11 protein-coding genes and 1 tRNA gene are annotated in these 14,672 nt (G+C 72.4%); 6 read left to right on the top strand and 6 right to left on the bottom strand.

Features of this window, described 5'->3' with window-relative positions:
• Positions 1-1,032 (top strand): glycosyltransferase, encoded by a 1,032-nt coding sequence (locus tag ABT345_RS22835; RefSeq protein WP_345084298.1) that lies wholly within the window; start codon positions 1-3, stop codon positions 1,030-1,032.
• On the opposite strand, the gene ABT345_RS22840 is transcribed toward ABT345_RS22835, so the two are convergent.
• The 5 genes from ABT345_RS22840 to ABT345_RS22860 all read right to left on the bottom strand — a co-directional run bounded on the left by ABT345_RS22840 (position 1,029) and on the right by ABT345_RS22860 (position 6,654).
• Positions 1,029-2,114: a phosphotransferase gene (locus ABT345_RS22840; protein ID WP_345084295.1), complete on the bottom strand. Its 1,086-nt coding sequence runs from the start codon at positions 2,112-2,114 to the stop codon at positions 1,029-1,031. The two genes, ABT345_RS22835 and ABT345_RS22840, sit on opposite strands and share 4 nt — an antisense overlap.
• Positions 2,115-2,209: 95 nt before the next feature.
• A complete protein-coding gene (locus ABT345_RS22845; RefSeq protein ID WP_345084292.1) occupies positions 2,210-3,919 on the bottom strand; it encodes a relaxase family protein in 1,710 nt (569 codons plus the stop codon).
• A gap of 4 nt (positions 3,920-3,923) precedes the next feature.
• The gene (locus ABT345_RS22850; protein ID WP_386460472.1) at positions 3,924-4,295 is read right to left on the bottom strand and encodes a plasmid mobilization protein; all 372 of its coding nucleotides are present in this window, start codon (positions 4,293-4,295) and stop codon (positions 3,924-3,926) included.
• A 770-nt stretch (positions 4,296-5,065) separates the two neighbouring features.
• Positions 5,066-5,764: an ATP-binding protein gene (locus ABT345_RS22855; protein ID WP_345084286.1), complete on the bottom strand. Its 699-nt coding sequence runs from the start codon at positions 5,762-5,764 to the stop codon at positions 5,066-5,068.
• Positions 5,761-6,654, bottom strand: a complete 894-nt coding sequence (locus ABT345_RS22860) for a hypothetical protein (RefSeq protein WP_345085131.1) — start codon at positions 6,652-6,654, stop codon at positions 5,761-5,763. Before ABT345_RS22860 ends, ABT345_RS22855 begins: the two co-directional genes overlap by 4 nt.
• A gap of 609 nt (positions 6,655-7,263) precedes the next feature.
• Here ABT345_RS22860 and ABT345_RS22865 point away from each other — a divergent pair.
• Positions 7,264-7,461, top strand: coding sequence for a helix-turn-helix transcriptional regulator (locus ABT345_RS22865; RefSeq protein WP_345085128.1), 198 nt, complete (start codon positions 7,264-7,266; stop codon positions 7,459-7,461).
• Complete coding sequence (locus tag ABT345_RS22870; RefSeq protein WP_345084282.1) at positions 7,458-8,867, top strand: tyrosine-type recombinase/integrase; 1,410 nt, start codon at positions 7,458-7,460, stop codon at positions 8,865-8,867. The genes ABT345_RS22865 and ABT345_RS22870 overlap by 4 nt, the downstream gene beginning before the upstream one ends.
• A 281-nt stretch (positions 8,868-9,148) precedes the next feature.
• Here the strand turns inward: ABT345_RS22870 and ABT345_RS22875 are convergent.
• A tRNA-Arg gene (locus ABT345_RS22875) sits at positions 9,149-9,221 on the bottom strand.
• Positions 9,222-9,523: 302 nt separating this feature from the next.
• On the opposite strand from ABT345_RS22875, the gene ABT345_RS22880 reads away from it, so the two are divergent.
• From ABT345_RS22880 to ABT345_RS22890, 3 genes are all read left to right on the top strand, one after another.
• Positions 9,524-11,290, top strand: a complete 1,767-nt coding sequence (locus ABT345_RS22880) for a dynamin family protein (RefSeq protein ID WP_345084279.1) — start codon at positions 9,524-9,526, stop codon at positions 11,288-11,290.
• Positions 11,287-13,428: a GTPase gene (locus ABT345_RS22885; protein ID WP_345084276.1), complete on the top strand. Its 2,142-nt coding sequence runs from the start codon at positions 11,287-11,289 to the stop codon at positions 13,426-13,428. Before ABT345_RS22880 ends, ABT345_RS22885 begins: the two co-directional genes overlap by 4 nt.
• Before the next feature lie 372 nt (positions 13,429-13,800).
• A complete protein-coding gene (locus tag ABT345_RS22890; RefSeq protein WP_345084273.1) occupies positions 13,801-14,451 on the top strand; it encodes a single-stranded DNA-binding protein in 651 nt (216 codons plus the stop codon).
• Positions 14,452-14,672: the final 221 nt, after the last annotated feature.

The raw sequence follows: 14,672 nt of genomic DNA on the forward strand, positions 1-14,672 counted from the left end.
ATGCCCACCGCCCTCTTCACTTGGCGCCGCACCCCACCCCCGTTCCTCATCGGCGGCGCCGAGGTCACCCAGCAGCTCCTCGCCGAAGAACTCGCCGCCGCTGGCTGGCACGTCACCTACCTCGGCTCGCATGAGGCGCCCTGGGACAGAGCCACCCAGCTCCCCGACATGCGCGCCCACCTGGACAAGCACCGCGTCCCGTACGACGAAGAAGAGGGCGCCCTGCGCTACCGGTGGAGCGGGGTCGAGTGCGTGGCGTTGACGCAGGACAACGTGGAGCACGCACTCGACGGTCTCCTGCGCGACCGCCACCCCGACATCGTGTTCACCTCGCAGGAGGGCTCGGCGCAGCTTGCCGCGCAGGCCCGACCGATCGCGCTCGTCGCCGGCCTTCTGCACTCCGTCTCCGCCACCGGCTTGGGCGTCCTCGCCGGCCGACCCCACTACGGCCTCGCTGTGTCGGATTTCGTTCGGGCACGTGCACTCCACACGCCTGGGACCCGGCTGGCCGTGATGCACCCGCCGTTCGCGCTGCCCGGGAAGAGCTCGGGCGAGGCCCGCACCGCGTCCGTACTCATGATCAACCCCATCCCCGCCAAGGGATCCGGGCTACTGCACCAGATCGTCCGGCTCATGCCGGAACAGCACTTCACCCTGGTCGAAGGCTGGTGGGACGCCTCAGCCAACTTCGCGTCCTATCCGAACGTCACGTACGTGCCCCGCGTCTACGACATGGAGCCGTTGTACCGCGGTCACCGACTGTTGCTGGTCCCGTCCACCGTGGAAGACGCCTTCCCTCGTGTGATTGTCGAGGCCGCCCTCCATGGCGTCCCGACCATCGGAACCGACAAGGGCGGCATCCCCGAAGCCATCGGCGGCGCCGGGATCGTCCTGCCTGCCACCGCCGGCCCCGAGGCGTGGGTGCGAGCAATCCGAGACACCGACCACGAATCGCTGGGGGAGCAGGCTCGCACCGGAGCGGTACGGTTCACCCGCCTGTGCCTGCCGGAGCTCCGGGAACTGGGGATCTAGAAAGCGCCGCCGAACGCCCGCTCCACCTCGTCGAGCCGTTCCGTCCACCAGTGAAGGAGCGCCTCGTCGGCGATGAACAGGTCGTCGCAGGAGTGGTCGTCCCGGTCGTAGTGGAATTCGAGCTGCCAGAAGTCCGTCATCCGCTTCCACCACAGGCGGCGCGCGGAGTCGAGCAGCGCGGCCGGCTCCAATGGGACCACCGACCGGTAGCCGCTGACGAAAGCCGACACCCGCTCCAGGTCGAAGACGCCCTCCACCCCGAACTGCACCTGCGCGGTGCGGACGACCTCTTCCGCGTACGGGCGGACGCCCAGCCGGTCCCAGTCCAGGACGGCAACCAGTTCGCCGTCTGCCCAGAGGAGATTCCGGTACTGGAAGTCACCGTGCGTCCAGCCCTGTGGGCCCGCGGGGGTGTCTCCCTCGGGGCGCAGGTGGGCGTGCTTGTCGAGGAGGATCTTGCGTTCTTCGAGGGCAACGTCCGCAGCCGCGTCGAAGCTGTCGCCCGCCCCTCGGGCCGACACCACTCCGGCAAGCCGATCGGCTTTCTGGACGGCTCGGCCGGCCTCGGTCACCTCAGCGGTGACCGAGGCCAGCACGGCTGGCATCCCGGCTTCATCGACCACCTGGCCGAGTGCCGCATGGAGTCGCGCCAGGTGTGCACCGAGCTCGGACGTCTGGGCCAGCGACAGGTCGGTCCCGCGAACGTGCTCCCCGGCTGACCAGGGAAACAGGCAGTAGACACCACCGCGGATTTCGGCGATCACCTCACCGTTGACGGTGGAAACCGGGGCACATATGGGGACTCCGTACGAAGCAAGGACGGGAAGGACCGCGAGGTTGCGACGCAGTCGATCGAGCGGCACGTCCGTGACCCGCTTGAGGACGAACCTCCCGGCCCGGGTGTCCAGCCGCCAGTTCACGTTCATGAGGCCATCGGCCAGGTGCTGCCGATCCAGCACGCCGTCGATGTCGTACGCCCTGGTCAGCTCGGCAAGATCAGCTGCGGGGATGTGCGTCCTGTCCGCCCCACTCGTGTCGGTCACCCAAGCGACGATACGGGGGTCGGCCGCCCAGACGCACAAGGATCACTGGGCTGGGGGGCGGTGCGTCTCGTGTACGGGGTCTTGTTCATTCAGTGACGGCTGCGGCCTGTTCCGTTTCGGATCAGCTCAACTGATCAACGTCGTCGCACGTGCGGTGGCTGCTGCTGTGCGGCGGCCGGTGTGGCTGCTGGCGGGTGGGGCGTGGTGGTGGCGAGCCGTGTGGTGCTGCGGGCCATGGCTGCCTGGGCGCGGGGGCCGGGTGCGTGGCGTTGGCCGAGGCGGTGGATGCGCCAGGTCAGGGTGCGGGCGGGGTTGCGCGCGTCGTCGAGGCTGCGGTGGCCGAGGGCCCGGTCGAGGAGGTTGCCCAGGTTGTGGCCGGCTGCTTCCGCGTCGGCGAGGACGGTGGCGAGGGCGTCCCAGGCAGGGTCCTGCAGGATGCGTTCGGCGTGCTCGGGGACGGCCTGCTGGAGGTATCGGGCGTAGCGCTGCCTGGTCTGGATGCCGGGGGTGCGGTGGGCGAGGCCGTCCAGGACCGGAACTGCGATGTGTGCGTGGGCGGTCTGGAGGTGGACGAGGGTCTGCTGGGCTGCTGCTTCCTGCTGGGCGTGCTGGTGGGTGCGGTGCCAGTGCCTCGCGAACGCCACGGCGATGAGGGTGGCGTCCAGGAGCATCGCCAGTCCGGCGCCGTCTCGTGCGGCGGCGGGGGTGCGCAGGATTGTCTGGATGCTGCGGCGCAGGACTTGGGCGCTGTCGAGGTCGGCGGTGATACGGGAGCGGGTGGCGCGCTCGAAGACGGCGGCGGCACGTTCGAGTTCGACCCTCGCCGCAGCTGGTGCGGTGAGGGGCAGCAGATCAAGGGCTCCGCCGAGGGCGACGAGCTGGCCCTGGACGATGCGGTCGTCACCGTGTGTGACGTGGTCGGGGAAGCGTTCGGTGGCGGCGGTGGCCTGGTGCCAGGGGTTGGTCGGACGGACGGTTATGGGTTCGGGGCTGGTGGCGGTGAGGCGGTGGCGGATCTTGGGCAGGGAGAGATCGCCGGCGAGGGTGGAGCCGGAGAACCATACTCGCTTGCCCTCCTTGTTGAGGTCGCCGGGCAGGGCGACGCTGTAGCCGAGGATGTCGCCGGACGGGCCGGTCTTGGGGCGTACGTCGACGCCGGTCGCCTCCAGCAGCGCGAAGAACTCCGTCTCGCTGGAAGCGGCGGCCACCGCGCGGCGAACACGCCGGCGCAACATCTCGCGGGTCGTGATGTCCTGTCCTTGGCGCTTGGCCTTGAAGTGTTCCTTGCTGGTGGGGCGTTTGGCGGCGGTGCCGTCGCCGGGGTTGAGGCGGCGCAGGCCGAGGTCGGCTTCGATCTTTCGGGCTTCGCGTTGGACGGCGCGGATGTCGTGGTCGCGGCGGGGGCGGCGGCCGTCCTGACGTACGAGGGTGGCGGCGATGTGGATGTGGTCGTCGGCATGGCGGACCGCCACCCAACGGCAGGCTTCCTCGTCGCCTTCGGGGGCGATGCCGGCGGCGGCCACGATCCGCCGGGCGATGTCCGCCCACTGGGCGTCGGTGAGGATCGGGTCCTCGGGAGCGGCCCGGACGGGGCAGTGCCACACCGTGGTCGTCGGGGCCTTGTCTCCGAGCATCTTCACGGGCTGGTCGAGCTGCGCGGTGAGCTGACCCTCGACGTCCCTGGGGTTGCGGTGGGGGCTGCGGCCGGGGTCGGGGGCGAAGCCGTTCCAGGACGCCACGAGGTGCGGGTCGGTGTGCTCGTTGGCGCTCCCCGGGCCGTAGAGGTAGCCGATCAGACGGCGTGTGGCACGCTCGCCCTTGCCGAGGACGATCTTCGGGATCATGCGGTCACCGCCCCGAAGCCACTTGGGAGACGGCCACGTCCACGTCGCCGATCGACGCCTCGACCCGGTCCAGCAGCCGGGCCACGATGTCCGGTGCAGGCCACGCGCCGTCCTTGTTGAGGTGCCAGGCGAGCTGGTTGAGATTGCCACCGATCTTGGCGAGCTGCCTGTTCGCGGCCATCAGCGCCTTGACCATGGAGCGGTAGTCGGCGACCGCAGCCGAGGGGTCGTCGGAGCGGGCAGCGGCGAGCGAGGTCTCGGCGACGTAGCCGCCGACAGACATACGGCTGAGGTCGGCAGCTGTCGCGAGGAGGGCGAACTCGTCGTCGCTGTAGCGCGGGTGGACGCGCTTCTCACGCAGCGTGGGCTCACGCAGACGACGACGAGGCGCAAGTGGCTGCGTGGCCCCTCCCACGGTCGGCTCCCCCGGGCCGGCCGACTCCGGCGCCCCCTCGGCGCCGGACGCCTCCGCCTCCCCCGGGGCGGAGGCCGGGTAAGGACTCCTTACCCGACAACTTGCTCCGCCTGGGGCAGGGGTGGCGGTTTCCGCGCCGGGAGTGATGAGGGCTTCGTGGTGCGGCCGGTGCATGGGCTCTTTCTGGTGAGGTGGAGGTGGGGGAGGGCTCGGGTGAGCGCGCGGTGATGGTGCGCAGGAGGAGTTCTCGGGACCGTGGCCGGGCGTGGTCGTCGTAGTAGGGGACGGGCGATGCCGGGCATCGGGCCCGCGATTCACTGCGTTCGGGACCGCGTTCCTGTGGCTCGGTGTGGCTTCCTACGAGCGCGCGGCGATCGGTAGCGCCGGTACGGTCCCCGCCACCGGTGCGCCCTTTCAGTTCCGGTCCGGGAACTGAGGGTTGGTGTCCCAATGTGGGTTTGACCTGTGTCTTTGCGGGGACCGGTCCCCGAATTGTTGGGGACCGGTCCCCGTTTTCTGCCGGGACGGTCCCCGTTTTCTGCCGGGACGGTCCCCGGTTCTTGGCGGGACCGGTCCCCGACGGTGTGTCAGGGGGACCGTCCCCGGTGGGGACCGTGAGCGGGACGGTCCCCACTTGCCTGCACGCTCGGTCCCCCTGGGCGGTGCCGCACGGTCCCGACAGGCGAGGTCTCCCGGTCCCCTGCGCGAGGGAGACCGGTCCCCAGGGCGAGTCAGGCTTGGGTGCGGCGCCTGCGGTCGGGGCCGGTGAGAATGACGCGTTCCGTCATTTCGGCGAGGCGGGAGGCGATGCGGTCGCCGAGGGTGGTGCGGAGGGCGTCGGTGGGGAGGTTGGTGGTGATGAGGGTGGGGCGCAGGTGCTCGTACCGGTGGTTGATGAGCCGGTAGGTGAGTTCCTCGGTCCACTCGCTGGTCCTGGCCGCGCCGAGGTCGTCCAGGAGGAGCAACGGGCAGCGCGCGAGGCTCTGCAGGTCGCGTTCGGCGTCGTGGCCGGAGCGGGGGCGCAGGCGGGCGTAGAGGTCGGCGGCGGTGACGGCTTCCCAGCGCAGCCGCACTCCGGCGGCGAGCAGGGTGCGGATGGCGCCGTACGCCTGGTGGGTCTTGCCGGTGCCGGTGGGGCCGGCGATCAGGAGAGATGGGCCTTCTGCGATGCCCGGCGCGCTGCCGGGGCCGGGGGCTCCGGCGGCGGCGATTGCCTCGGCCCAGGCGGTGACCTGCGGGTGGTTACCCAGGGCCTTGCGGTATCGGGCGGGGATGCGGGCATCGGCCAGTTCCAGGGCGGTGACCGGTTCGCTCGGTGGCTCCTGTGTGCCGACTGCCGCGGGGCCGATGCCGCGTGCGGCGAGGATGGCGTCGAGCCGTCGGGGGATCGGGCCGCGGCGGTTCGGGGCATCGGTGAGAGTGGCGGTCACAGGTCACCGCCGTAGGCTGCGGTGACGTCGGCCGGGTTGGTCCATGACCGGTGGGTGGCGCCGGGGGCGGGTGAGGCGGCGTTCATCGCCTCGTGGACGAGGCTGGGCAGGGTCCGGGGGTGCAGACCCTTGGCCCGGTGTCGGTCGAGACCGGCACGCACGTGGTCCGGCTCGATGCCCTCAGCGAGGAGCTTTTTGACTTCGCCGCCGAGCTGGCCGAGCACGCTCGCGGGCGGTCGGTGGCTGCAGGCGGCGGTGTACTCGCCGATGAGGTCCTTGGCCGAGACCGTCTGGGGCGCGGAGGCGCTCGCGCCTCCCAACGGAGTAGATCCTAGATCCCTGTTCCTAGATCCTAGATCCGGATCGTGCGTCCTCACGGAGGGCTCCGTGAGGTCTCCCTGCGTCCGCGGTGAGGGCTCAGTGAACCGCCTCTGACCTGTGGATTCGCCGCTCACCTCGCCCTCCGCGAGTCCTCCGTGAGCCGGTGCGGAGGGCTCGGTGACGGGTGCGTGCTTCACCGGTGAGGGCTCACGCGGAACACCGTGATCGTGGTGGGGGCAGCCGGGGTGCCTGCTCCCGCTGGGCCGGTTGACCTTCTGGTGCTGGCCGAAGGTGACGATGTGCAGGTACTGCTTGCCGTTGGCGCCCTGATAACGGCAGATCAGCTCGGCGGCGTGGAGCTGGGCGAGGTCGTCCTCGACGCCCATCGGGCCGTGCCCGGGACGCAGGGACCAGAGCAGACCGGCGATGACGGCGGGTTGGTCGCGGAACCGGCCGTGGTCGTCGGCCTGGGTCAGCAGCCCGAAGAACGTCCGCTCGGCAGAGAGGGAAACCTCCGCGAGGGACTCCGAGTGGAACGCCTCGGGCTTGATGGTGCGGATACGGGCGATGTCGATCGACCACCTTCGTCGCAAATCGGGAGCAGAGAATCCGGACGGGCCGGGGGCGACAGACAGATAGCCACACCAGGGGCACAAAAGTCCAGAGTTGGTTCACAAACTCCCCAGAAGTTTTTGGATCGGTCGAAAAACGGTAGACCCGAGCCTCCGGCTGACCAAACAGCCCCTTCGGAGTATCCGATGCTCGGAGGGGCTCGCAGTGGAAGGGAAAGCGTGCCCGGCGTCGGAGAAAGCACGCTGGGACACATCCGTCCCGCCGATTCCCTCGAATCCGACCTGGCGGGCGGGAAGGTCGCGGCCGGGACTCTCGTACGCGTCCGTGTCTGCCCCCTGCTGACCAGGCCGGGGGCGTCCCCCGTCACTGCGCTCAGGACCCTCTTGCGCGCCCTTTCCCGGAAACGGAACCAGGCGGAGCGGGGCAACATAGCCGACGATCGCCGGTTGGGCAAAAAGCCGATTCTCCGGATCGTTGAATGCATACCCGGCGCCGATTCCTGTCGTTCGCGGTTAGCCCGTTCCAGCCATGCGAGGAAACACTTGCCCCGATCTCCGATATCCCCTTCCCGAAACTCCCTCCGCGTTGAGGAGGTGGGGCGCCCGATGAAGGGCGCCACCCGCTCGCGCGACAAACTGACCGTGGACGAAATCTGCGCCGAACTTCAGATCTCCCGGTCGACCTTCTACGACTGGCGCCAGAAAGGCCGGGCGCCCCGCTGTGTGAAACTCCCGAACGGCAGCCTTCGCATCCGCCGCAGTGACCTGGAGAACTGGCTCACCGACTGCGAGGGCGGCGCGTGACCAACCGGTACTACAACGTCCGGTTCCGCAAGACCGAGGTCTACAAGGGGAAGCGCGGTACCACCTACACCGTGCGCTGGTCGGTCAACGGCCAGCGGCACGGCGAGGCGTTCAAGGCGAGCGCGGCGGCCGAGTCCTTCCGCGCCATGCTCCTCGTCGCCGCCAACGACGGCGAGCCGTTCGATCAGAACACCGGCCGGCCGGTCTCCCACGGGGCGTCCGCGGCCGGGATCACCTGGTACGACTTCGCCCTGCAGTACGTCGACATGAAGTGGTCCCGGATCTCGGCGAACAACCGGGTCAGCACCGCGAAGGCGCTGACCAAGGCCACACTCGCGCTCCTGCGGACCGAGCCCGTGCAGTACGAGGGCGTCGACGTCCGCAAGGCGCTGCGCGAGTACGCCTCCAACAAGAAGCGGCGGGACGAAGCCCCGCCCGAGTACCGGGCGATCTTGGCGTGGGTCCGGCGCAATTCGCTGCCGATGAGCGCCTGGGAGGACACCAAGCACGTCGACGCCGTCCTGCAGGCGCTCGACACCGTGCTCGACGGCACGTCGGCCGCCGCCAGCTCGGCGAAGCGGTACCGCCGGATCCTGAATGTCGCCCTGGAGTACGCCGTCCGCCAGAAGGCCCTCCAGGTCAACCCCCTGCCCACGGGCAAGAGCGGGCGCCCCGCGCCGAAGACCTCAGGCGCCGTCGACAAGCGCTCCCTGCTCAATCCCCACCAAGTCGCCGCTCTGCTCAGCTGGACCGCGGCCCGCCCCCGAACCGGCCACCGGCTCACGGCGTTCTACGCCACGCTCTACTACGCCGGTCTGCGCCCCGAGGAAGCGGTCGCCCTGCGGATCGAGGACGCCGTCCTTCCCGCGACCGGCTGGGGCGAACTGCGCGTCCACACCGCCGAGCCGGAGGTCGGCGGTCACTGGACCGACGACGGCGAGGCCCACGAGACCCGCACCCTGAAGGGCCGCGCGTCGGGCGACACAAGGATCGTTCCCGTACACCCCGCCCTCGTGGCGACCCTCCGAGCCCTCATCGCCAGTGACCGGCTGAAGCCCGGCGGCCTCCTCTTCCCCGGCGAGAAGGGCGGTCTCCTGGCCGGTTCCGTCTACCGGCGCGCCTGGGCCAAGGCCCGCGAGGCCGTCCTGCCCGAGCATGAGTTCCGCTCGCCGGTCGGCAAGCGCGTCTACGACCTCCGGCACACCTGCCTGACCACCTGGCTCAACAACGGCATCCCACCCGCCCAGGTCGCCGAATGGGCCGGCAACAGCGTCCCCGTCCTGCTCTCCACGTACGCCCGCTGCGTCACCGGCCAGATCGCCGAGCTCCAGCGGCGTATCGAAGGGCCGCAGGCGCTCCCCGGCGCCCTGCCCCACTTGGGCGCGGCGAAGGGGCGAGGCCGCTGAGTGCAGCGCCGTTCCGGCGGTGGGCAGAAGAAGGGGCCTTCGGTGATCCCCTCGCCGAATCAGCGCCGAGCCACGCGTCTTCATGCCGGGAGCCAGGGCCGCAGTGGGCGGCCCGAACTTCGGGCCGTTTTCGGGCCGAACGGCCGCCGGAGGCCGCCTCCGACCGGCCTCAGCCGGACATTCCAAGGCGGCGGCGGGCCGGTCCCGGAAGGGGCTCACAACGCTGGCAGATAGCCCCCGACCAGCAAAAAGACCCTCCCGAAGGAGGGTCTTGCGTGGTGCGCCCCCGGCAGGACTCGAACCTGCGGCCAAGTGCTTAGAAGGCACCTGCTCTATCCGCTGAGCTACGGGGGCCGGTGGTGGACGTGGATCACGGACCGCGGACAAGGATAGGGGTCCGGGTGCCTCGTCCCGGTTGCTTCACCTCCGTGGCACGTTGTGGAGATTCCGTGAAGCGGTCCCGATAATCGCAGGCGGGTACGAATCCTGCATCGTTTTTGGCCGCTCCCGTGGCGGCTGTTGTGTAGTCGTTATGCCTGCGGGCCGCTCGCCTCGATCGTCTCACGCGCCACTCGTACCGTTATGCGGTGGTTTTTATGGCACGCACACAGGTGTATACGCTTCAAAAACCCAACCAAATTGGGCATTCTGCACATGTGGCGACCTTGGACGTACGACCCCGACTCATCGACGCCCTGTCCGTACTGCGCGACCGCGTCGACGCCGCACGCTTCCCGCTGCCCCTGAAAGGCGCGGCCCGCGCCCGCCGCAGCAGGGACGAGCTGCTCGCCCAGCTCGACGACTACGTCATGCCGCGGCTGCGCGCACCCCATGCCCCGCTCCTCGCCGTCATCGGCGGCTCCACCGGCGCCGGAAAATCGACCCTCGTCAACTCCCTCGTGGGACGGCGCGTCTCCGAAGCCGGCGTCCTGCGCCCCACCACCCGTACGCCCGTCCTCGTCTGCCACCCCGACGACCTGCACTGGTTCGCCGGACGCCGCGTCCTGCCCCACCTGGCCCGCCTCTGGGTGCCCGAACAGGACGGATCCGGGCCCACCGCCCGCGAACCCCGCCGCACCACGACGCGCACCACACCCCCGTACCCCACCTACGGGGCAAGCGGAACGTACGCCACCGGCGACAGCGCCCCGGACCACGACGCTCCACCCGCACGGCACGACCCGCCGCACACCGCCCGCGACGAGCCCGCCGTCCCCACCCTCCGCCTGGAGACCGACCCCGCCCTCCCCGCCGGACTCGCCCTCCTCGACGCGCCCGACATCGACTCCCTCGTCGCCCGCAACCGCGAACTCGCCGCCGAACTCATCTGCGCCGCCGACATCTGGGTCCTCGTCACCACCGCCGCCCGCTACGCCGACGCCGTCCCCTGGCACCTTCTGCGCACCGCCAAGGAGTACGACGTCACCCTCGTCACCGTCCTCGACCGGGTACCGCACCAGATCGCCACGGACATCTCCGCCCGCTACGCCGCCCTCCTCCAGCGTGCCGGACTCGGCCACGTCCCCCGCTTCACCATCCCCGAACTCCCCGAATCCGCGGGTGGCGGCAGCGGACTGCTGCCCGCCACCGCCGTCGCCGCCCTCCGCGACTGGCTCGCCCGCCACGCCCAGGACCCGCCCGCCCGCACCGCCGCCGCCGACCGCACCACCACCGGCGTCATCGCCTCCCTCCGCAGCCGCCTGCCCGCCCTCGCCGGCGCCGCCGCCGCCCAGCACGCCGCCGCGCTGCGCCTCGCCGCCCGCGTCGAGGAGGCGTACGGCGCCGCCGCCACCCGCGTACGACGCGAGATCACCGCCGGCGAGGTGCTGTCCGGCGACGCCCGCGCCCACTGGCGCGACCACGCCCTCGGCGGCCGCCCCGACGACCTCCTCGACGCCCTCACCCACGGCCTCACCGCCCTCCTCACCTGCGCCGTCGAACGCGCCGACGAACACACCGCCGACGCCTGGCGCCGCGACCCGGCCGCCGCCGACATCGCACCGACCGCCGCCGCCGGCGCCACCGGCACCCCCGACCGCCTCGGCGTCGCCGTCCGCCGCTGGCGCCGCTGCCTGGAAGAACTCGCCGAGGAGGAGATCCGCGAGGCCCGCGGCGGCCGTGCCGCCCAACGCCCCGGATCCGTCACCCCCGACGAACCCACCGCCCTGCTCGCCACCGCACTCCTCGGCGGCGACCGCGCCCGCACCGCCGCCGAACGCCTCGCCACCCTCCTCGGCGCCCGGAGCACCCTGCGCCTCCACGACCGCGGCACCCGCCTCCTCACCGCCCACCTGGACCGCGCCCTCACCGCCGAACGCCAACGCCGCCTCGCCCCCCTCGAACGGCTCGCCGTCCCACCCGACCAGCAGGCCGAACTCATCGCCGCACTGTCCGTACTGCAGAGGGAGAAGGTCACCGGATGAACGGCGCGAGCGGACCCGGTGACCTCCCCGGCGGACCGGGCCCGGCGGCCGCACCGCCCGACCCGTGCGGCGCATGCGGCCACACCGGCGACTGCCCCGCCTGCCGGGCCCGCGCCGGCCGGCCCCCGGCCCCCGCGGCGCCCTTGGAGCAGACCCCCGACGACCCCGAGGACCACGCGGCATGGGCGGCGGGCGCCGTGGTCTGCACCGACGGCCGCCTCGTCACCCGCGGCGCCGCCTGGGACGACGGCCTCATCGCCCGCCGCGCCCCCGCCGCCGCACCCGGCGACACCACCCGCCGCCCCGGCCGGAACCCCCGCCGACGCCGCCGGCTGCCCACCCCCTGGACCACCGGAACCGACCCCCGCACCCCGGAGGACACCGACCGGCCGCCGCCCCCCGAAGGCGGCCGCATCGGCCCGCAGTGGGACGGAGACCTCCCCGCCGAACCACCGGACGCGACCCCGGCGCCACCGAGCGGACCCGCACCCCGCGACGCCCACCACGACCCCCGGCTCGCCCCCTACGCGGACGCCGCCTACGGCTGGGCGCTCCCCGACGCCGGACGCCACGACCCCGGCGACGCCCTGCAGACCCGCCTGGACGCCCTGCGCCAGCTGATCGTGCTCTCCCGCAGCCGCCTGGACCGCACCATGCTCGACGCGGCCGGACAGGTCCTCGACGCCGCCGACGAACGCCGCCGGCTCTCCGCCCGGCACACCGTCGTCGCCATCGCCGGCGCCACCGGCAGCGGCAAATCCTCCCTCTTCAACGCCCTCGCCGGCGCACCCCGCTCCCGGGCCGGCGCCCAACGGCCCACCACCGGCGAACCCGTCGCCTGCGTCTGGAGCGGCGGTCACCCCGGCGCCGAGGGCCTCCTCCAGCGGCTCGGCGTCCCCCCGCACCGCCGCCACACCCCCGCCCGCGACGCCACCGGACTCGACGGACTCGTCCTCCTCGACCTGCCCGACCACGACTCCGCCCAGACCGGCCACCGCGCCCAGGTCGACCGGCTCCTCGCCCTCGTCGACGCTGTCATCTGGGTCGTCGACCCCGAGAAGTACGCCGACGCGGTCCTCCACGAGCACTACCTCCGCCCACACGCCGGATACGCCGAGGTCACCTTCGTCGTCCTCAACCAGATCGACCGGCTGCCCGGCGACGCCGCCGACCAGGTCGTCGACGACCTGCGACGACTGCTCGACGACGACGGCGTGGCACTCGGTGAACACGGCGAACCGGGCGCCACCGTCCTCGCCCTCTCCGCCGCCACCGGCACCGGCGTCGGCGAACTGCGCGACGCCCTCGCCCACTTCGTCGCCGACCGCGGCGCCGCCGACCGCCGCCTCGCCGCCGACGTCGACGCCGCCGCCACCCGCCTCCGCCCCGCCTACACCACACAGGGCCGCGTGACGCTCACCGCCCGCGCCCGGAGCGCCTTCGACGACCGGCTCGCCGAGGCCGTCGGCGCCGCCGCGACCGGCCGCACCGCCGAACACGACTGGCTCCGCCACGCCGAACGCGCCTGCGCCACCCCCTGGACCCGCCTCCACCACCGGCGCACCCGCCCCGCCGCCGACACCCCCCGCACCACCACCGACGACCGCGCCGCGGCCCGTCCCGTCGTCGAACAGGCGGTACGGAACCTCGTCGGCGAGGCGTCCCGCGGACTGCCCGCACCGTGGGCCCAAGCCGTACGCGACGCCGCCGGGCGGGGCGCCGGGGAGCTGCCCGCGGCGCTCGACGCGGTCGCCGCCGACGCCGAGACGGCGCTGCGGCCCGGCCCCGTCAGGCCGCGGTGGTGGACGGTGAGCGCGGCGCTCCAGGGGCTGATGTGCGTCCTGCAGATCCTCGGCACGGTGTGGTTGCTGGGGACGGTCACGGGGCCCGCGGACCTCACGGGGTGGCCGGCGGCGCTGGCCGTAACGGCCCTCGGCGTCCTGGGCGCACCCGCGCTGACCTGGGCATGCGCGGCGGCGGCGCGTGCTCCGGCGCGCCGCCACGGGCAGGAGACGGAGCGCCGCCTGCGCGAGGCGGCGGCCCACTGCGGCAGGGCCCACGTCCTCGAACCGGTCGCCGCGGAGCTGCTGCGGTACCAGGAGGTCAGGGAGCAGTACGCGGTGGCTTCGGGGGGTTGAGGGGCGGGAGTAACCCATGGGTGAGGGAGGTTGGTCGGGTCTGTGGGCTGTGGGCTGTGGGCTGTGGGTTTGTGGGTTTGCCGCGTGGGGGGTTGGCCGGTTCCGGTGTTCTTCGGGCTCTCCGGCTGGTGTGGCTGGGGCCCTGAATTCCCCCTTCGGGTGGCCGAGTTGTCCACAAGGCGAATTCCCCTCCACAGGCCCGAGCGGAGGTCGGCGGATGCGCGCAGCATGAGAGCCGTCCGCGGCAGGAGCGGCGGCCCGCAGCGTGCGGGCGCCGGACGTGCCGGCGGATGTGACGGACGGGGAAGCGAAGCCCGCGGACCAGGCGGGGGAGAGGGCGCCGTGTGACGGCGGCCGGATGAGGGGGATGCGATGAACGACACGATGGTCACGCTGGTGGGGAACGCCGCCACGGCGGTGGAGCACCGGACGACGCCAACGGGCGTACCGGTGGTGCGATTCCGGCTGGCCGCGACACCCCGGCGCTGGGACCGGGCGCGCGAGCGGTGGACGGACGGCGACACCAGTTTCTTCACCGTCAAGGCATGGCGCGCCCTCGCCGACCACGTCGCGGCGTCCGTGACGGTGGGCGAACCGCTGCTGGTGCAGGGGCGGTTGCGGGTACGGGAGGGCGAACAGCCCGCGGACCGTGGCGGGCAGCGGTGGATCGCGGCGGAGGTCGAGGCCGTCGCCATCGGCCATGACCTCACCCGGGGGACCGCGGCGTTCCGCCGGGCGTCACCCCGGCCCAGGGTCGAGCCACAGCCGGGCGAAGGCGTCGCGAGGGGGAGTGAGTTGGGCCCGGACTGGTCGACGGGGGGAGGGGTGGCGTGGGGGAAGGCGGAGTCGCCGCCGACGCCGACGCCGACGTCGATGTCGGAGACGTCCACGCCTGCGGCGGACGGGAGCGGAGGCGGAGGTGGCGGGGATGCGGCTGAAGCCGCTGCCAGGGCGGCGGATGGCGCGGTGGCGGGCGCGGTTGCGGCGGAGAAGGAGGAGTTGGAGGGGGTTGCGGTGGGGTGAGTGCGTAGGGCGGGTGTGGGTGGGTGGGCTCGGGGCGGGGCGAGCCCACCTGCGGGATCGAGCCCGCCTGGGGGTGGGGCGGGGTGAGGCGGGGCGGGTGGGGAGTGGGGGAGGGAGGGGGAGGGGGAGCCCCCCCCCCCCCCCCCCCCCCCCCCCCCGACCAAACCCCCCCCCCCCCCCCCCCGCCCCAAAGAAGTAGTGATTTGTATTAAATTTTATCA

Origin of the sequence: Streptomyces sp. NPDC000404, assembly GCF_040300365.1 — a bacterium.
In the GTDB taxonomy this organism is placed as follows: Bacteria; Actinomycetota; Actinomycetes; order Streptomycetales; family Streptomycetaceae; genus Streptomyces; species Streptomyces ramulosus.

Bases quoted from the DNA above. Each gene is read 5' to 3' on its own strand.
- ABT345_RS22835 (WP_345084298.1), top strand. From the start codon at position 1: ATGCCCACCGCCCTCTTCACTTGGCGCCGCACCCCACCCCCGTTCCTC.
- ABT345_RS22890 (WP_345084273.1), top strand. From the start codon at position 13,801: ATGAACGACACGATGGTCACGCTGGTGGGGAACGCCGCCACGGCGGTG.
- ABT345_RS22865 (WP_345085128.1), top strand. From the start codon at position 7,264: ATGAAGGGCGCCACCCGCTCGCGCGACAAACTGACCGTGGACGAAATC.
- ABT345_RS22845 (WP_345084292.1), bottom strand. From the start codon at position 3,919: ATGATCCCGAAGATCGTCCTCGGCAAGGGCGAGCGTGCCACACGCCGT.
- ABT345_RS22885 (WP_345084276.1), top strand. From the start codon at position 11,287: ATGAACGGCGCGAGCGGACCCGGTGACCTCCCCGGCGGACCGGGCCCG.